The sequence below is a fragment of the Myxococcus sp. XM-1-1-1 genome, assembly GCF_020037095.1.
Lineage (GTDB): Bacteria > Myxococcota > Myxococcia > Myxococcales > Myxococcaceae > Myxococcus > Myxococcus fulvus.
In genome coordinates, this window is sequence record NZ_JAIQDH010000004.1 from 121,553 (window position 1) to 139,249 (window position 17,697).

13 protein-coding genes are annotated in these 17,697 nt (G+C 69.7%); 4 read left to right on the forward strand and 9 right to left on the reverse strand.

The features are described 5' to 3' along the window. Nucleotides 1-58 precede the first annotated feature (58 nt). The 3 genes from K8640_RS10995 to K8640_RS11005 are packed head-to-tail and all read right to left on the reverse strand — an operon-like array spanning nucleotide 59 to nucleotide 2,806. Nucleotides 59-607 (reverse strand): peptidase M23, encoded by a 549-nt coding sequence (locus tag K8640_RS10995; protein ID WP_074953462.1) that lies wholly within the window; start codon nucleotides 605-607, stop codon nucleotides 59-61. A gap of 52 nt (nucleotides 608-659) precedes the next feature. Beyond that, a complete protein-coding gene (locus K8640_RS11000) occupies nucleotides 660-1,631 on the reverse strand; it encodes a HEAT repeat domain-containing protein (RefSeq protein WP_223747002.1) in 972 nt (323 codons plus the stop codon). 11 nt (nucleotides 1,632-1,642) lie between these two features. Next, complete coding sequence (locus K8640_RS11005; RefSeq protein WP_223747003.1) at nucleotides 1,643-2,806, reverse strand: HEAT repeat domain-containing protein; 1,164 nt, start codon at nucleotides 2,804-2,806, stop codon at nucleotides 1,643-1,645. Nucleotides 2,807-2,989: 183 nt separating this feature from the next. On the opposite strand from K8640_RS11005, the gene K8640_RS11010 reads away from it, so the two are divergent. Next, entirely contained in the window at nucleotides 2,990-5,842 is a 2,853-nt protein-coding gene (locus K8640_RS11010) for an HAD-IC family P-type ATPase (protein ID WP_223747004.1), read from the forward strand. Between the two features lie 3 nt (nucleotides 5,843-5,845). On the opposite strand, the gene K8640_RS11015 is transcribed toward K8640_RS11010, so the two are convergent. Continuing rightward, nucleotides 5,846-6,763, reverse strand: coding sequence for a DUF547 domain-containing protein (locus tag K8640_RS11015; protein ID WP_223747005.1), 918 nt, complete (start codon nucleotides 6,761-6,763; stop codon nucleotides 5,846-5,848). Nucleotides 6,764-6,823: 60 nt separating this feature from the next. Then, nucleotides 6,824-7,915: a Gfo/Idh/MocA family protein gene (locus K8640_RS11020; protein ID WP_223747006.1), complete on the reverse strand. Its 1,092-nt coding sequence runs from the start codon at nucleotides 7,913-7,915 to the stop codon at nucleotides 6,824-6,826. A gap of 199 nt (nucleotides 7,916-8,114) precedes the next feature. Between K8640_RS11020 and K8640_RS11025 the strand changes: the two genes are divergently transcribed. The 3 genes from K8640_RS11025 to K8640_RS11035 all read left to right on the forward strand — a co-directional run bounded on the left by K8640_RS11025 (nucleotide 8,115) and on the right by K8640_RS11035 (nucleotide 12,784). Beyond that, nucleotides 8,115-8,726 (forward strand): TetR/AcrR family transcriptional regulator, encoded by a 612-nt coding sequence (locus tag K8640_RS11025; protein ID WP_223747007.1) that lies wholly within the window; start codon nucleotides 8,115-8,117, stop codon nucleotides 8,724-8,726. Between the two features lie 125 nt (nucleotides 8,727-8,851). Next, nucleotides 8,852-12,013, forward strand: coding sequence for a TonB-dependent receptor (locus K8640_RS11030; RefSeq protein ID WP_223747008.1), 3,162 nt, complete (start codon nucleotides 8,852-8,854; stop codon nucleotides 12,011-12,013). 27 nt (nucleotides 12,014-12,040) lie between these two features. Further along, entirely contained in the window at nucleotides 12,041-12,784 is a 744-nt protein-coding gene (locus K8640_RS11035; protein ID WP_223747009.1) for a hypothetical protein, read from the forward strand. Nucleotides 12,785-13,108: 324 nt separating this feature from the next. Here the strand turns inward: K8640_RS11035 and K8640_RS11040 are convergent, their stop codons facing one another. The 4 genes from K8640_RS11040 to K8640_RS11055 form a co-directional block, all read right to left on the reverse strand. Then, entirely contained in the window at nucleotides 13,109-14,437 is a 1,329-nt protein-coding gene (locus K8640_RS11040; protein WP_223747010.1) for a nitrous oxide reductase family maturation protein NosD, read from the reverse strand. Between the two features lie 201 nt (nucleotides 14,438-14,638). Beyond that, complete coding sequence (locus K8640_RS11045) at nucleotides 14,639-15,832, reverse strand: LLM class flavin-dependent oxidoreductase (RefSeq protein WP_223747011.1); 1,194 nt, start codon at nucleotides 15,830-15,832, stop codon at nucleotides 14,639-14,641. A gap of 187 nt (nucleotides 15,833-16,019) precedes the next feature. Beyond that, the gene (locus K8640_RS11050; RefSeq protein ID WP_223747012.1) at nucleotides 16,020-16,775 is read right to left on the reverse strand and encodes a DUF5953 family protein; all 756 of its coding nucleotides are present in this window, start codon (nucleotides 16,773-16,775) and stop codon (nucleotides 16,020-16,022) included. Next, on the reverse strand, nucleotides 16,772-17,668 hold the full coding sequence (locus tag K8640_RS11055; RefSeq protein WP_223747013.1) for a DUF6310 domain-containing protein: 897 nt from the start codon (nucleotides 17,666-17,668) through the stop codon (nucleotides 16,772-16,774). The genes K8640_RS11050 and K8640_RS11055 overlap by 4 nt, the downstream gene beginning before the upstream one ends. Nucleotides 17,669-17,697 lie beyond the last annotated feature (29 nt).

Genomic DNA, 17,697 nt, shown 5'->3' on the forward strand with positions numbered 1-17,697 from the left:
GGACGCCCCGCCTCGGCCATAGGGAAACCGGAGCGGGGCGCGGGTTTGGGGACTGCGACTACAGCGTGGGCGTACCCACGCGATTGCTGCAATACGCACTGGAGCCGCACGTGGTGCCGACGCTGGTGTACCAGGCCGTCTTGCGGGTGCCGTACTGGCGGTTGTCCGCGTGCACGTGCGCGCCGGTGGAGTTGCCCGTGGAGCCCACCAGGCCCAGCGCGCAGCGGTCGCAGGTCTTGGAGCCGGAGGACACGTTGGAGTTCAGGTGGAGCTGGCGGAAGTCCCAGCCGCTGCCGCCGGTGACGACGTAGTAGTTGCCCGCGCCGCCGTTGCAGCTGGTGCCGCCGCTGCAGTTGTTCGCACAGCCGCCGTAGTAGGCGTAGTAGCGGCTGACGTTGATCATCCCGCGGTGGTTCCACACGCTGCACGTGCCATTGCTCATGTCGAGCGCGTTGTGGCTGCTGCCCGAGCACGAGTAGTACGTCGTGGAGCCCACGCGCGCGGCCGTGTCACAGATGGGACCGACGGCCGTCGCCGACGACGCGCTCGTGGACCACCCCGTCACGGCCAAGGCCACCGTGGCCAACATCCACTTCATTGCCTTCATGGAACTGCCTCCTCTGGTTGTTTCGCTGCGGCACTGCCCGGTGATGCAGGGGTCACCTCCTCAACCGCTGCTTCTCGCGCAGCAGCAGGTGCCACTCCTGGAGGTTGAGCTTCAGCGCGGACAGCCACGCGTCGATTTCAGGGTCCATGCGCGGGTCCACGCCGCGCAGCGACTCCAGCAGGGGCCGCGCGGAGGCCTGGCCCAGCCGGGCGATGCCCTCGAGCGCCGCCTTGCGCACCGCCGGATTCGTGTCCCCGCGGAAGGCCTCCACCAGCGCGCGCCGCGCCCCCGCTGACTCCGCTCCCGGCGCGCCTCCCAGCGCCGTCGCCGCCGCCGCGCGCAGCTCCGGGGACTCGGCCTTCAGGTGCCGGGTGACGCGCTCCACCGTCTCGTGGCCCACGGCCTCCATGGACACCTCGCCCAAGAGCCTCGCCGCCACCGCGGGGTCCTCGGCCGCCGACGCCACCGCCACCGTCGTCTCCGACACCGTGCGGTCATGGCCCGAGTACACCTGCGCGCTCTCCGCCAGCAGGTTGTCGGCCACCGCCTGGCGCACCTCCGGGGAGCTGTCGCGCACCAGCTGCTCGTACGTCACCACGCCGCCGTTCTTCGCCATGAACTCCACGGAGGGTGTGGCCCTGAGGGCCCGCACCGCCGCCGCGCGCGCCGCCGGGTCCGCGTCTCCCGCGGCCCGGGCCAGCAGCGGCTGCACCAGTCCGGGCGACTCCGCGTGGCTCGCCTTCGTGGCCAGCGCCGCGCCCAGGGCCTCCAGCACCTCCGGCTGGTGCTCGCGCTCCAGCGCGGCCTGCAGCTCCCCGGCGGGCATGGCCAGCGCCGCCTCCCGCAGCCGCGCCTTCACGTAGTGCTTCAGCGCGGGCGAGCCGTCCTTCATCGCCGCGCGCACGTCGCGCAGCATCGTCTCCACCGAGCAAGTCTCGGGCGTCAAGAGCGGCGCGGCCGCGCTCGCGGGCCACGCACCCAGGAGGAACGACACCAGGAGCCCGCGCCCCCATCGCCTGTTCATGAGGGCATGCATCAGTGCGGCGCTCCTTCCTCGACGAGGCACGCGTGGTGCTCGCCCTTGCCCAGCCAGATGCGGGCGAAGTCCACGGTGCCGGAGGCGTACAGCTGCTGGAACTCGGTGTAGTCGCGCTGGAAGCGCGGGTCCTTCGCGGCGAGCCGCGCCAGCATCGGCAGCGCTCCCTCTCCCGCGGCGCGCACGGCGAAGCGGAAGATGGCCCAGCGCACGCAGACGTCGTGCTCCTTGTCGAACGCCGCCTCGTAGATTTTCAGCGCCTGCTCGGGCTCGCGCGTGACGCCCAGCCGGAAGGCGGCCATCTCCCGCACGTCGCGCTCGCGGTCCGTGGTGAGGATGTGCTCCAGCTCGTCGAAGGACTCCGGGCCGATGAGCGGGTCGGAGTACGACGGCATCTCCAGCGCGAGCAGCCGCACCGCCATGTCGTCCGAGGTGCCGGCGATGGAGAGCAGCTCCTTCCAGTACGGCGCATGGGTGCCCGTGCGCTCGAAGTCCTCCTTCATCACCCGGCCCAGCGTGCGCGTGGCCACCCACGCGGTGGAGTCCGCCGTCTCGTCCAGGGCCACCGCCTTGAGCCGCGCCAGGTCCCCGGGCGACAGCCGCCGCTGGGTCTCCAGGGCGTCCAGCGCCGCCGAGCGGTTCTGGGTCGGCAGGCTCTTGTCCTCGCCCATCCCCAGGAGCGCCGCCGACACCTTCGCGTCGTGCACGGCTGGCGCCGCCTTCACGGCCTCCAGGTAGAGCCCCAGCTCCGGAGGGCTGGCCTGCTTCGCCCACTCGATGACCTGCAGCGCGCGCCCCGCGTCCTGCCCCACCAGCTCCGTCAGGCGCTCCTGGAGGTAGGTCGCCAGCAGGTTGTCGCGGTGCCCCACTGCCACCCCCAGCGCCGCGCGCAGCGCGTCCAGCGAGGTCGCCTTGTCCAGCTCCCGCAGGCCATCCCAGCACCCGGGCATCGGCAGCTGCTCCACCGCGGGCGTCGGCTCCGAGGCCGGCGGCACCCCCGAGGGCGTGCCCACCATGACGCCGCTGGAGGTGGGCGGCCTCGCGGCGCTCGCGGCGGGGGCGGATTCATTCGAGGAGGCAGACAGGCCTCGGGTCAGCAGCGCGACGACCGAGGCCACCAGCACCACCCCCAACAGGACCACACCGGACTTTTTGGAGTTCATCAGGACGAAGTCGAGAAGCTCGTGATTCCTTTAATTCTTGATTACTTGGAAATCGCGAGCCAGGCAACGGCTTTGTCACGGCCGCGACGCGTCGCCTGCCTCCTGCGAGGGCGGGCGTGGGGCGCGGGCCTGGGGCGGACATAGCTTGAGGGGAGAGAGCTGGTTGCTGACTGGGGGAGTCGAATGCGCGAGCCGCCACCCGCCGCGTCCGGCGTCGAGGACGCACGTGAGCCCGCTTCGGGAGCGGTGCCCTGGCATGCCCTGCCGGTCGAGCGGGCCTTCGAGCGGCTGGAGAGCGGACCGTCAGGGCTGACGGACGAGCAGGCGCGCGAGCGGCTCTCCCGTCATGGGCCCAACGTCCTGGAGCGACAGAAGGGCGAGGGGCCGCTGAAGCTGTTGTGGCGACAGGTGAACAGTCCGTTCATCTGGGTGCTCATCGTGTCGGCGGTGCTGGCGGTGGTGATGGGCAAGGTGACGGACGGGCTGGTGGTGGCCGCCGTGGTGGTGCTCAACACGCTCATCGGCTTCGTGCAGGAGTTCCGCGCGGGCAAGGCCATCGAGGCGCTCAGCCGGATGGTGCCGCAGAACGCGACGGTGGTGCGCGCGGGCCACAAGCGCGCGGTGCCCGCCGCGGAGCTGGTGCCCGGGGATGTGGTGGAGATTGCCGCCGGGGACAAGGTGCCCGCGGACATGCGGCTGGTGGGCTCGCGCAACCTCCAGGTGGAGGAGGCCGCGCTCACGGGCGAGTCCGTGCCGGCGTCGAAGCAGCCCTCGGTGGTGGCCAAGGACGCGGAGCTGGGGGACAGGACGAGCGTCGTCTTCGGCGGCACGCTGGTGACCTCGGGCGTGGGGCAGGCGGTGGTCATCGCGACGGGAGGCGCCACGGAGCTGGGGCGCATCTCGGAGATGTTGAGCGAAGCGACGGATTTGCAGACGCCGCTGACGAAGGCGCTCGCGAGCATCGCCAAGGTCATCACCGTGGCCATCCTCGTCGTATCGGTGCTGCTGCTCGGGGTGGGGCTGTGGCGCGGGTATGACATGAGCGAGGCGGTGGTGGTGGCCATCACCCTGGCGGTGGCGGCGATTCCGGAGGGCCTGCCCGCCATCGTCACCATCGCCCTGGCCATCGGCGTGCAGCGCATGGCGGCCCGGCGTGCGGTCATCCGCAAGCTGCCCGCGGTGGAGACGCTGGGCAGCACCACCGTCATCTGCTCGGACAAGACGGGCACGCTCACGCGCAACGAGATGACGGTGCAGGCCCTGTGGACGCCGACGGGGCGCTACACCGTCACCGGCGTGGGGTACGCGCCCCGGGGCGAGCTGCGCCGCGACGGCCCGGCGCTCAGCGAGTCGCTCCTGCCCGACGACGCGAAGGAGCTGCTGCTCGCGGGCGCGCTGTGCAACGACGCGGCGCTGGAGGGCGGTGATGGCAACTGGCGCATGACGGGCGACCCGACCGAGGGCGCGCTGGTGGTGGCGGCGGAGAAGGCGGGCCTGCGCGTGGAGGAGTCCCGCTCGCGCTTCACCCGCGTGGACGCCATCCCGTTCGAGTCGGAGAACCAGTTCATGGCCACGCTGCACGACGATGGCCGCGAGGGCCGCGTGGTGCTCCTCAAGGGTGCGCCCGAGGTCGTCCTGGCGCGCTGCGAGCTGGACGGCGCCGTGTCACGCGAGGCGGTGCTGGAGGAGGTGGAGCGGCTGGCGCGGCGGGGCATGCGCGTGCTCGCGGTGGCGTCGCGGCAGGTGCCCGAGGCGAAGGACGACCTGGCGCTCGAAGACGTCGAGGGTGGGCTGGAGCTCCTGGGCCTGCAGGGGATGATGGACCCTCCGCGCGAGGAGGCCATCGAGGCGGTGCGCGCCTGTCACGAGGCGGGCATCGTCGTGAAGATGATCACGGGCGACCACCTGGCGACGGCGGAGGCCATCGGCGCGAAGCTGGGTCTTCAAGAGGCGGGGATGCCGGGCGTCGCGGGCGCGAAGCTGGGGGCGCTGGACGACGCGCAGCTGGCGCACGTGGCCGAGAGCACGAACGTCTTCGCGCGCGTGGCGCCGGAGCACAAGCTGCGCCTGGTGCGCGCGCTCCAGGGCCGAAGGCACGTGGTGGCGATGACGGGCGACGGGGTGAACGACGCGCCCGCGCTCAAGCAGGCCAACATCGGCGTGGCGATGGGAATCACCGGCACGGCGGTGTCCAAGGAGGCGGCGGACATCGTCCTCACGGATGACAACTTCGCCTCCATCGCGGCGGCGGTGGAGGAGGGGCGGCGCGTCTACGACAACCTCATCAAGTCGCTCGCCTTCGTGCTGCCCACCAACCTGGGGCTCGCGCTCATCCTGCTGTGCGGCGTGGCGTTCTTCCCCATCCAGGACATCGGCGGGAGGGCGGTGCCGCTGATGGCGATGCTGCCCACGCAGCTGTTGTGGATCAACCTGGTGGCCACGGTGTCGCTCGCGCTGCCGCTGGCGTTCGAGGCGCGCGAGTCGGACGTGATGCGCCGCAGGCCGCGCCGTCCGGACGCGCCGGTGCTCAGCCACTTCGTGGTGATGCGCACGGGGCTGGTCGCGCTGCTCATGGCGGCGGGGGCCATCGGCCTGTTCCTCTGGGAGTACTCGCGCGAGCTGCCGGCGGTGGGGCACTCGCGGGCGCTGGCCGAGGCGCAGACGATGGCGGTGAACACCGTCATCAGCTTCCAGATTTTCTACATGGTGATGTGCCGCACGCTCACCGGCTCCGTGCGCAAGGTGGGCCTGTTCAGCAACCCCACGGTGTTCATGGGCATCGGCGCGCTGGTGCTGCTGCAGCTCGCCTTCATGTACGTGCCCTTCATGCGGAGCATCTTCGGAACGGCGCCCCTGTCGCTGGAGGCCATCGGCCTGTCCGTGCTGGTGGGCGCGGTGGTGCTGCCCGCCGTCGGCCTGGAGAAGTGGCTGCGAGGGCGCAAGGACGGTGGCCCCGTGCAGCGGCCCCGCGCCCGGGAGCGGGGGGACGAGGACCACACGCCGCCGCCCGGCAGACGCGAGCGGCTGCCCGCGTAGGCGTCAGCGCTCCGAGCGGACCTCGCGCGCCGCCGCATCCGGGAGCGCGGGGTCCTCCGGCTCGTACACGATGTGGCAGCGGTCCAGCTTCGGCCCGCAGGCGTGGTCCAGGTCCGCGCGCGTGTCGCAGCCGGGACGATCCTCGCAGGTGTCCGGCAGGAACGCCCAGACGAACTGGAGCACGTTGCCCCGGCGCCCCTCGGGCAGCGCGGCGAGGAAGTCCTCGCGCCAGGTCTCGAACAGCTTCGCCAGGTACACCGTGTCGCGGTCCAGGCGCACGTGGCGCTTGTCGCCCACGAACCGGCGGCTGGCCTCGTTGAGCTGCGCGTCGAGGAACTCGGGCTGGAAGTGGGTGCTGTCCATGCGAGGCCCGCCGCGCGTGGCCTGGAACAGCGCCAGGTGGATGCGCGGGTCGGCGTACTCCCGGGCGAGGATGCGGTGGTGCAGCGACCACAGCGTCATGCGCTTGCCGCCCACCGGCCACGAGCGCCCCCAATAGAAGCGCCCGAGCAGCGGCCCGTGCACGCTCTCCAGATAGGGATACCCATCCACCACCTGCTGGAGCACCAGCGCGTGGTAGGCATTGAGCCAGAAGGCCAGCGCGTCCTCCGACGTCGGGAAGACGTCCGGACGGTTGTGCGGCGAGAACGACGCCAGCGATTCGACGAACCGGTCCAGCTCCGCGCGCTCGCGGCCGATGGAGGAGAAGTCCACATCCCCATCCGCGCGCACGTGCCGGAGCACCTTCTCGTAGCCCTGATAGTGGAAGGGCTCCGACGCGGACGGGACGGAGGCCGGCAGCAGGCCCTGCACATACAGCGCGGCCAGGGCGACCAGCGTGCTCGCGACGGCGAACACCACGGCGGGCACCAGGAGGCGGCGGCGGGAGGGCAGGGGAGCGTCCACGGGAGCGCGCAGCATAGACCAGTGCCGCGCCGTCCCGCTGCGGTCCACCGCTCTCCCGCCAGGAGGGTGGCCCGCCTACAACGTCCGACGCTGTCCCGACGCCGAGGACTCCGCGAAGGTGTCCAGTACCCGATGCAGCTTCAGCGCATACGCGAAGTCGGGCGCCAGCGACGTGCCCTCGTCCCAGTCCCGGGCGAAGGCCGTGTAGAGCTGGCCCGTCTGGTACGCGTCATCCGTGAGCGAGCCCTGTGGCCCCCAGACGTAATGCTCCGGCGTCGGCAGCGGCTGGAGCGGCTGGTCGTCGCCCCGCGCGCCGGACACCTTCAGGCCGTGTGACAGGTACAGGTCTCCCTCCGTGCCGGTGAAGGTGGCGCCGATGACGCCGCCGTTGCGCTTGCCCGCCTCGATGTGCGCGGACAGCAGCGCGCCGCTCGCCAGCGTTCCGCTCACCAGCACCTGGTCCGGCGCGGTGACGGGGATGACCTCGCCCGTCTCAATCAACGTCGTCTGCTCCAACTGCCGGGCCACGAGCGCGGACGCGCTCCGCAGGTCCCCCACCGCGGACAGCACCGTGTCCAGGAAGTGCGCGGTGATGGTGGCCAGCGTGTTGGCGCCCTGCGTGGCGTCCGCCGTGTAGCCGTAGGCCTTGGGCCGCCGGTGTCCGAGCATCGACGTGGTGACCTGCAGCGACACCGAGCGCAGCCGCCCCAGGTACCCCTCCTGGAGCAGGTCCTTCAGGTAGCGCACCCCGGGCGCCAGCCGCCGCTGCAATCCGATGACGGTGCGCACCCCCGCCCGCCGGGCCAGCGCCTCCAGCTCCGTCGTCTCCGCCAGCGACGCGCCCAGGGGCCACTCGCAGAACACGTGCTTCTTCGCGGCGAGCGCGGCGCGCACCAGCTTCGCGTGCTCGGCTGCCCGCACCGACACCACCACCAGGTCCACCTCCGGATGCGTCACCAGCGGCTCCGCGCTGGCGAAGGCGTGCGGCACGTCGAAGCGGCGCGCCGTCTCGTCCGCGCTCTCTTGCCGCGTGGTGCTCACCGCCGTGACGTGGAAGCGCGGCAGCGTCTGCAACGCGGGCAGGTGCGCATACGTCGCCCAGCCCCACTGGGGGCTCGCCCCGATGATGCCCACCCGAATCCGGTCCGACGTGCTCGTCCTGCGCATGGCCTCACTCCCTCGGGAGGACCCGGGCGGCGCTCCTCCTCGCCCACCCAGGTCCCCGTCGCCCACCAAGCTAGCGGCCGTCCTATTGTCCATCAAGACGACTGGTCATATTGAGTAAAAACTGCCCTGGAATCATGGGGTTGGTGGAACCAGGGGGCCCTTTTTGACGACCCGGGACGCGGGGCCGTAAAAGGGGCCGATGCCGAGAGCCAGTGTTCGCGACAGGCTGCTCGCCGCCGGTCTGGAGACGCTGCGCACGCAGGGCTTCAACGGCTGCGGCGTCCAGGACATCACCGACGCGGCGGGCGTGCCGAAGGGGTCCTTCTACAACCACTTCGACAGCAAGGAGGCGCTGGGCGCGGCGGTGGTGGACCAGTACATGCGCGCGAGCACGCAGGATTTGTCGCTGCTCCAGGACCCCGGGCGCACGCCGCTGCGACGGCTGCGCGACTACTTCGCCCAGCAGGTGGAGCGGCTGGTCGAGGGCCGCTTCGAGTGCGGCTGCCTGTTGGCCAACTTCGCCGCGGAGCTGGCCGACCACAGCCCCCTCATCCGCGAGCGCGTCGCCGCCTCCTTCACCGAGTGGTCCTCCCACCTCGAGAACGTCCTGCGCGAGGCCCAGGCCTCGGGCGAGGTGGCCCCGGACGTCGCGCCGGAAATGCTCGCCACCTTCATGCTCGGCGCGTGGGAAGGCGCCGTGCTGCGCAGCCGCGTGGAGAAGGGGCGCGCCCCGCTGGACGCCTTCCTGCGCCTGGCCTTCGACCGCTCCCTGGAGCAGGGGACTGCGGCCTGTTCCCTCCCGTCCGGGTGACGCGCCTTGACGCGCTGTCCTGGTTGATTGGGGATTGTTGCTTTCTCGCGTCTTGAGACAGAGTGCCCTCCGGAATCAAAGGGAGGGAGTCAGCTTTGTCCATACGTGTGGGTCTCGCCCGCGGGGTGTGTCTCGCGGTCCTGCTCTGTGGCGCCGGAGCGTTCGCTCAAGGCGTCTCGGTCATCACCGGCACCATCACCAGCGCGGAGGACAAGAAGGCGCTGGGGGACGCGGTGGTGACGGCCACCTCGCCGAAGCTGCAGGGTGAGCGGGTGGTGGTCTCGGATGCGAGCGGCCTGTATCGCATCCCGCAGCTGCCGCCGGGCACGTACACGCTGCGCGTGGAGCGCGAGGGCTTCGAGCCCTTCGTGCGTCCGGACATCGTGCTGCGGTTGGACCGGACCATCCGGGTGAACATCCAGTTGTTGCCCTCGGCGTTCGGCGAGGAGATCTCCATCAGCGCGGCGCCCACGCTGGACGTGGGCTCGAGCACGCAGGGCATGAGCGTGGACGCGGACTTCCTGCGCAACGTGGCCGTCATCCGGCCGGGCAGCAAGGGCTCCGCGTCGCGCTCGTTCGAGTCGCTGGCGGAGCTGGCGCCCGGCGCGGTGGAGGACCGCTACGGCGTGAGCGTCAGCGGCAGCAGCTCCCCGGAGAGCCAGTACGTGGTGGATGGCCTGTCGGTGAACGACCCGGGCGTGGGCACGCTGGGCACGCCGCTGTCGGTGGAGTTCGTCCAGGAGGTCAACGTCATCACCGGCGGCTACATGCCCGAGTACGGCCGCTCCACGGGCGGCGTGCTCAACGTCGTCACCAAGTCGGGCTCCAACGAGTTCCACGGCTCGGTGTTCGCGAACATGGCGCCGGGGGCGCTGCAACGCGACGGCCCCTGGGTGCGACAGGAGGGCTCCGTCATCTCCGCGCAAGGCCAGCCCTGGAACCAGGGCGACTTCGGCTTCGATTTCGGCGGCCCCATCCTCAAGGACAGGCTCTGGTTCTACGCGGGCGTGGCGCCGTCGTTCAATCGCATCCGCGTGGACCGGCAGCTCAGCCGGCTGGAGTACTGTGGTCCCGACAATCCGAGCTGCGGCGGACCGAACGATCGCGACAAGGACCCGGAGACGGGCTTCGGGCTGGTGACGCCCATCGAGGGCACTCGCACCACGCGCTTCGCGGACGAGCGCTCGCTCCAGTACATGACCAAGCTGACGTACCTCTTCAATCCGGACCACAACTTGTCGGTGTCGGTGTTCGGCACGCCGCGGTCCTCGGGAGGCGCGGGCAAGTTCTCCTATAGCGATGACGGTGACCCGGAGGTGTGCACGGGCCTTGCCTGCACCGGCTTCGTGCAGGGGTCCTACGAATCCATCGCCACGCGGCGCAGCAACGGCGTGATGGACATCGTCGCCAAGCAGTCCTCGTCCTTCTTCGGCAAGACGCTCCTGGTCGACGCGACGGCCGGTTGGCACCACCAGGCGGACAGCATCCTGCCGTCGGATGGCTCGGGCCTCTTGTCCCCCACGGGCCTGGCCGCGGAGCCGAACGTCTCCTGGCGCCGTACGAGCAATCCCGGCCCGCGCTCCATCACCGACTTCGAGACGCTGCCGGACCCGTCTGTCTGTGGCACCACGCCGGAGGAACAGCGGCTCTACTGTCCCGTCAGGACCTACTCCACCGGGGGGCCTGGCACCATCAGCGAGCAGGAACTGGACCGCTTCCAGGGCAAGGTGATGGGCACCCTCCTGGTCCAGGCACTCGGCCACCACATCATCAAGGCGGGCTTCGACGCGGAGCGGATGAGCTTCTACAACCACCGCGCGCGCACGGGCGGCGCCCCCTGGCAGGAGTGCGCCAACGGCCGCTGCTTCTTCACGCTCAACCAGTACGGCTATCTCGAGGGGCCGGACCAGCCGGTGTTCCTGGCGAGCAAGGAGGGCACGTCCACGTCGGTGACGATGGGCGGCTTCATCCAGGACAGTTGGTCCATCCTGGACAAGGTGACGCTCAACGCGGGCCTGCGCTACGACGTGCAGACCATCCGGGGGCTGGACGACAAGGTGGGCCTGCACCTGCCCAACCAGTGGTCGCCGCGCGTGGGGCTCATCTACGACTTCACCCAGCAGGGCCGCTCGAAGCTGTTCGTCAACTTCGCGCGCTTCTTCGAGAACGTGCCGTTGGATTTGGCGGACCTGTCCTTCCCGCAGCAGCAGCTCCTGTCCGCCACGTACGGTGCGGAGAACTGCATGCCGAGCGACCGGGAGTCACGGCTCACGGGCTGCATGGCGCCGGGCAACCGTCAGACCATCGGCAGCCGGGAGGGGCCGAACCAGCGCTGGGACGCGCAGGGTGGAGACCGCGTGCCGGTGGACCCGAACATCCGCGCGCAGTCCGCGGACGAAATCATGGTGGGTGGTGAGTACGAGGTGCTGCTCGGCCGCTTCGGCCTGACGTACACGCGGCGCGTGCTCAACGACGTCATCGAGGACATGAGCCGCGATGACGGCAACACCTTCTTCCTGGGCAACCCGGGCAAGGGGTTCTCGACGGACTTCCCCGAGGCGAAGCGCCACTACGACGCGGTGAACCTGTACTACCAGAAGGCGTTCACCGACGGCTGGCTGGCCCAGGCCAGCTACACGTGGTCCAAGCTGCGCGGCAACTACTCGGGTCTGTTCCGCGCGGACACCGGCCAGTTGTCGCCCAACCTCACGCGCGACTTCGACCTGGTGTCGCTGACCACCAACCGCGACGGTCCGCTGCCCGGGGACCGCACGCACTCGTTCAAGGCGTTCGGTGCGCGGGAGTTCAACCTGACGCGCACGACGAGCCTGAACGTGGGTGGTGGCTATCGGAGCCGCTCGGGCACGCCGCTCAACTACCTGGGCGCGCATCCTCGGCGCAGCGGCTCGGAGACGTTCATCCTGCCGCGAGGCAGCGCGGGTCGGCTGCCGTGGGTGCACAACATCGATACCCGCGTGAGCGTGAACCAGAAGCTGAGTGGCGACTACGTGCTGAGCATGTCGCTGGACGTGTTCAACGTCTTCAACTTCCAGCAGTACACGGCGGTGGACCAGACGCTGACGAATACGCGGGTCTACGCCATCGAGCAGGGGGGCAAGCCCGCGGACCTGTCGGCGTGCCTCGTCGCCAACAACCCGGACTGCAAGGTCATCTCGACGGCGACGAACCTGCCCATCGTCCCCGCGGACATCAACCCCAACTTCAAGCGTCCCACGGCCTACCAGGCGCCGCGCTCCGTGCGGCTGGGCGCGAAGCTGACCTTCTAGGCGCTCGCCATGAAAGGACATCTGCCAATGATTCGTGGAATGGGATGGAGCGCGCTGGCGGCGCTGGTGCTCGCGGGCTGTGGGGTGGAGGACCCGGAGGCGCAGTGTGTGGTGGCCCGGGCCGTGACGGATGGTTCCATCGGCTCGTTCGCCACGGTGTACACGCTGCTGCCGGGACAGAACCCCGACCTGCAGTGCGCGCGGTTGGCGCCGGAGGCGGTGGGGATGCAGAAGTACTTCAGCCAGGACCCCAAGGCGCCGGACACGGTGGCGCTGCGCAGCGCGCGGATGGGGAAGCTGCTGGTGGACTTCAAGGACCGGCCGGACCTGGATGCGTCGCACACGCCGTACTCGGTGGGGCCGTTGGCCAGCGAGGGGCCGGGGGCGGACAATTTCTGCGACGTGCCGCAGTTGTCGACGACGCGTCTGGAGGTGCCGGCGACGGACACGCTGCCCGCGCAGAGCTTCGCGTACGAGTGGTCCAACCTGCGCATCTACAACACGCCGGGCATTCCGGGGACGCAGTTCAAGGCGGACCTGCGCTACTCGGAGAACGGGTGCACGGCGACGTATCAGGCCAAGGGCATCTGGCCGGTGGTGAGCTGCGCCACCGCGGGCAAGCCGGACGACGTGAAGTGCGACCCGTACCCGGACTTCGAGGCGGGCCGCCTGCGTGGCTCGGGTATCAATCCCGTGTTCCCGGTGAAGTGCGACCCCGTCGCGCTCATCTGCGTGCTCACGGGGGAAGTGCCGTCCGACGAGACGCCCTGAGCGAGCGTCGAGCCCCTTCCCGCTTCTGTGGATTGAAGCGGGGAGGGGGCGTGGCTCCTTGCGCGGCGGCCTGCGCGGAAGGGGCGCTGGTGAGTGAGTGTCAGGCGAGCTGAAGCCGCGTGCGTCGAGTCCGTCCTGCTCCGTGCGTTGGCGCGAGCTGCAAGAGCCTCTCCGCGAGAAGACGCCCCGAGGGCCGAGTCCCTTCCTGCGCTGCACGTCGCTGCAAGCGGAAGGGGCGCGCCGGTGAGCGGCCTTCAGGCGAGAGATGCCGGGCTCGGTCTCGCCGAGTCCAGGCTCGCTCGGGACAGTCGAACGGGTGGGCTCCTACTGGAGTGGGGTGGACTTCTGGTCCACGCCCGACACGCGGCGCCACTGCGCGAGGCTGCGGGTCTCCTCGGGGTCGGCCTTGAAGGTGCCCTCGGCGGCGTACTGGTTGCCGTCCATCTTCAGGCCGGGGCGGTGCTTGCCCAGTCGCACCAGGTGCCGACCCTGGATGGAGTTGCCGCGCACGGTGAGGTTCTCGCTGGGCGCGCCGTTGGAGCCCAGCCCGAGCATCATCCCGAAGCCCTCCGTGTCGGAGATGGTGTTGCCCACCACCGTCACGTCGCGCGAGTTCTCCACGCGGATGCCCGCGCCGTCGCTGCCGCCGCTCTGGGTGATGCCCTTGATGGTGTTGCCGCGCACCACGACGTTGGCGGGGCTGGGCTGGTTCCCCTCGCGCGAGCCGCCCACCGCGATGCCGCGTCCCGCGTCGGAGATGCGGTTGCCCTCGATGCGCACGTTCCGCGCGGAGAAGTGGACGACGACGGCCTCGCCCGCCGACGTGGGGGACTTGCGGAAGCCGTACATCGTGTTGTCACGGATGACGACGTCGTGGCACGTCTTGATGTCCACGGCGTTCTCGTCGTTGTCGTGGAGTTGGTTGCCCTCGATGACCACGTTGCGCGCGGGCGCCTGACCCTTGCGGTCCGGCAGCAGGCACTGCACCGAGTCGCCCGAGTTCCCGTGGATGTCATTGCCGCGCACGGTGATGTTCCGCGACGTGGCCTGGATGACCACGCCGTGCGAGTCGCCCTTGGGCGCCCGGCGGAAATCGTGGATGTGGTTGTTCTCGATGAGCACGTCGCGCGCGCCACCGTGCGTCGCGACGCCGGCGCCCAGCGTGCCGTGGTGGATGTGGCAGCCGGTGAGCACCGCGCCGGTGGTGTCGCCCTCGAAGAGGACGGCGAAGCGCGGCTGCCCGCGCACGTCGATCTCGAAGCCCTCGATGACCCAGTGGGGCTTTCGCACCTGCACCAGCGTGCCGCCGCGCGCCGTCGGAATGATGCGGGGCTTGCCCTCGCCCAGCAGCGTGATGGGGGCGTTCGGCTTGCCGGCCTTCACGGCGGGGCCATCGATGAAGACCCCTTCCTCGTACTCGCCTGCCTGGACGCGGATGACCTCGCCAGGACCCGCGGTGCGCACCGCGCGGCCGATGGTCCGGAACGGGGCGCGCTTCGTCCCCGCGGCCATGTCGTTGCCCGAGGGGCTCACGTACCACTCGCGGGTGAAGCGGCGGGGACGCGGGGAGGAGGCCTTCGCGACGCTCTCCTGGCTGCCCTGCTCCCGGGCACTCGGGGGCTCTGCCGCCCATGCGGGCGTCGTGGCCCACATGGCGCAGGCAAGGCCCCATCCCAGTGTTCGCTGGCCGACCCTCATCCCCATCCCCTTCCGCACGAGACCGTCCCCAAGGTGCGCACGATGGCGCCCTGGGGAAGCGGGGCGAGGTGGGAGTTGTGCGCCCTGGCGAGCGAGGCGCCGGGACGGAGGACTCCAGGAGCGACGAACGGTCCTCGGAGCCCTCCGCCAGGGGGCTCAGGGAGGCGCGGGCGTCTTGAACTCGGGGATGAGCTCGCCGGTGAGGCGGATGCTCTTGAGCACGGCCTCGTGGGAGAGGGCGCCCACCTGGTGGAAGGACATCAGCGCGTCGATGCCCAGGGCCTCGTAGCGCTTGAGGCCCTGGCGCACCTGGTCCTTCGTCCCGACGATGAGCGAGTCCTGGGCGCTCAGCACCTCCCAGACCTGCTCATCGGGCACGGCCTCGCCGGACATGATGCGGCCGAGGATGCGCTGGGCCTGGGACTGGGGTGCGTTGGGGTCCTTGCGTCGCAGGTACTGGCCCGTGAGCCCGCCGCCAGCGGGGTCCTTGGCGAGCGCTTCCAGCTCCGCGGCGGATTTGACGAAGTGGTCCTTGGCCTCGAAGAACGTGAAGGAGCCGCTGGTGTACCAGGCGGCGGCCTTCGCGGCGCCGTTCTGCATCGCCTCGCGCTCGGTGTCAGCGCAGTGCACGAAGGTGAAGAAGGCCACCTGGTCGTTCACGAAGTCGCCGACGGGCTCACAGCGGGTCCGCAGCGCTTCGCGGTAGAGGTGGATCATCTCCGCGACTTCTTCGGGGGAGGCCCACAGCGTCACGCCGAGCGCGCCGACGCCGTTGCGTCCGGCCTGTTCGAAGGACGCGGGGCTGGAGCACGCCTGCCACAGCGGCGGGTGCGGCTTGCGGAAGGGCTTGGGGATGACGTTGATGTCCTTGACGCGGAAGTCGGGTGAGTCCCAGGAGAACTTCTCCTGGGTCCACAGCTTCGGAATCATCTGGAAGGCCTGCTGCATCTGCGAGCGGGTGGCGTCGGGCTCGATGTTGAAGACGCGCCACTCGGGGATGGTGCTGCGGGCCATGCCGAGCTGGAAGCGGCCGCCGCTCAGGTGGTCGAGGAACGCGGAGCGCTCGGCGATGCGGATGGGGTGGTTGAAGCGCGCGGGCGCGAGCGCCGCCGAGTGGCCCACATGGATGTTCTGGGTGCCCATCGCGATGGCGGTGAGCATGACCTCGGGTGCGGAGCTGTAGCTGAACTCCACCGCGGTGTGGTGCTCCACCTGCCACCAGACGCCGTAGCCCATCTCGTCCGCGAGCCGAGCCTGCTCCAGCGTCTCACGGATGATTTGATGCTCGTGGTCCGCGCCAGTCCACCGCTCCTTCGGGTGCTGCATCTCCGAGAAGATGTCGAGTCTCATGTCGGGTCCTCCCCCTGTAGACCTCGGGTTGCGGAAGACTGTAGCACCGTGGCTGCGGTAATCAGATGCCACGACCCAATCCTTGTCATGGAGAGGGCCTGGGTTGACATCCATTGTTTGTTTCGGCGGAGGGGCCCGCAAGCGCCGGTTCCTCGTGATGAACGTGCGGGCACCCGGAGCCGAGGAGTCAAGACGCCGCGCGGCCACCGATTTCCGGGAAGCGCGCATAGGCGCGCTGGAGCGCGTCCAGATGAGCGGGGTCGTCCAGGTCGAGCGGCGCCTCCGTGAGCTGTACGACCCAGCCCCCTGTCGCCGTGCGTCGAGCCCGTGAGAGCAGCTCCGCGTCACGGGCGGGGTCCGGGAACCCGATGGCCTGTGCGGCGGCGGAGGACCAATAGTTCAGCCACCCGAGGTGACGTGGCGTCTCAGGTGAATGGATGTCCCATGGCATCTTCAACGCGGGCAGTCCGAGTGGCGGCTTGCTGGGGCCGTATCTCTTCGGGCCGGTCTGGTCCGCGATGACCTCCATGATGGCCCCCGGTGCCACGAGGCCCCACAGCGCCCGGATGCCCTCTGCCACTTGCTCCAACACATCCGCAGCTGCCGCGAGAGCGACCGTGTCCTGCGGTAGCTTCGCATGAACCTGAAGCTGGGGCTGGCCTCCTGGACTCTCACTGGCGAGTTGTTGCCGCCCTACAACCGTCACCGGGTAGCGCTCGTCCCCGTTGCAAACAAGAGGAAACTCTCCGCGTGCGGCTGCCTCGGCGAGCCATGCGTCGCGCTTGGGTATCGCGATGAGCTGACCTTTATTTGAAACCTGCCACGTCATGCTCAGGCCGGGGAACGCCCGCTCCAAGCCGTGGACGGCAGCGAGCGGACGGCCATCGTTCTCACTGAGCGCAGATGCATAGAGGTTCAGAATGAGGCGGTTTCGAGTGCTCATCGCGTGCACCCCGTCACGACAATGTCAAAGGTGTCGTCTGCCATCTTCAGTTCAGCTTTGTGCGTAACGGTGCTGACGCCAATGACGAAGTCATAGCCACAAGTCCGTGCGATACTCCGCGCATCCTTGAACTCTCTTATCTGGTCTTCGATGACCCGTTCCCGGAGGAAGTCACTGTACGTGTCGAACTGGTAGGTCTTGATTTCCCATAGGACACGCGCACCGACTTGAAGCGCATCGAAGCGCTTGCCACCCACCAGCACGTCCATTCCAGGATATCGGTTGGGCGGAAACTTATCGGCGCACTCGTCATGGGCGGCATCCTCGCCCGCGTGCGGCACCGGGACGGGCTTGCAGTCCGGGCGGCGCTCACTCGCCACTGGCTCGGTCGGCCCTGGAGGAAACCAATCCTGTCCTGATGGTTCGGGCTTTCGGTTTGCCGCAGGCTTCTTGAGGGGCTGCGTCTGGACCTCTGGCCGCGCGCTCGCACGGGATGCCCGCCGATACGCAGCCAACTCCTCGCTGATGGCGGCTGCCACCACGACCGCACCTGCGACAATCACGGCCCCGACGATGATTTCGGGCGCAATCAGAACGCAGACGCCCAAGCCAAGTGCGGCGGCTCCCGCGGAGGCGACCGAGCATCGTCCCGTGACATCACGAAACTCGAGCCGGTCATGGTCGAGCGAATGGAAGCACCGCTCCACCAGCACGGCCCATTCGTTGGAGGCCTCCCGCACCACACAGCGCCCGTCATCCACCCACGGCAGAGTCGCCGCTCTCTGGAGGTTGGCGACCCTGGAGTCTTGGGCCGCTGAGCCTCGTGTGTTCGACTCTGTCGTCGCGCAGGCCGAGAGTAGCAGCAGAAGTGCGGCGCAGGCGCGGAGTCGCATGGTCACGTCCGTTCAATCAGGCCGGGCTG

What these genes read in the sequence shown, in the direction of transcription:
- K8640_RS10995 (WP_074953462.1), bottom strand. Translation starts at nt 607, where the DNA reads ATGAAGGCAATGAAGTGGATGTTGGCCACGGTGGCCTTGGCCGTGACG.
- K8640_RS11000 (WP_223747002.1), bottom strand. Translation starts at nt 1,631, where the DNA reads ATGAACAGGCGATGGGGGCGCGGGCTCCTGGTGTCGTTCCTCCTGGGT.
- K8640_RS11005 (WP_223747003.1), bottom strand. Translation starts at nt 2,806, where the DNA reads ATGAACTCCAAAAAGTCCGGTGTGGTCCTGTTGGGGGTGGTGCTGGTG.
- K8640_RS11010 (WP_223747004.1), top strand. Translation starts at nt 2,990, where the DNA reads ATGCGCGAGCCGCCACCCGCCGCGTCCGGCGTCGAGGACGCACGTGAG.
- K8640_RS11015 (WP_223747005.1), bottom strand. Translation starts at nt 6,763, where the DNA reads ATGCTGCGCGCTCCCGTGGACGCTCCCCTGCCCTCCCGCCGCCGCCTC.
- K8640_RS11020 (WP_223747006.1), bottom strand. Translation starts at nt 7,915, where the DNA reads ATGCGCAGGACGAGCACGTCGGACCGGATTCGGGTGGGCATCATCGGG.
- K8640_RS11025 (WP_223747007.1), top strand. Translation starts at nt 8,115, where the DNA reads ATGCCGAGAGCCAGTGTTCGCGACAGGCTGCTCGCCGCCGGTCTGGAG.
- K8640_RS11035 (WP_223747009.1), top strand. Translation starts at nt 12,041, where the DNA reads ATGATTCGTGGAATGGGATGGAGCGCGCTGGCGGCGCTGGTGCTCGCG.
- K8640_RS11040 (WP_223747010.1), bottom strand. Translation starts at nt 14,437, where the DNA reads ATGTGGGCCACGACGCCCGCATGGGCGGCAGAGCCCCCGAGTGCCCGG.
- K8640_RS11045 (WP_223747011.1), bottom strand. Translation starts at nt 15,832, where the DNA reads ATGAGACTCGACATCTTCTCGGAGATGCAGCACCCGAAGGAGCGGTGG.
- K8640_RS11050 (WP_223747012.1), bottom strand. Translation starts at nt 16,775, where the DNA reads ATGAGCACTCGAAACCGCCTCATTCTGAACCTCTATGCATCTGCGCTC.
- K8640_RS11055 (WP_223747013.1), bottom strand. Translation starts at nt 17,668, where the DNA reads ATGCGACTCCGCGCCTGCGCCGCACTTCTGCTGCTACTCTCGGCCTGC.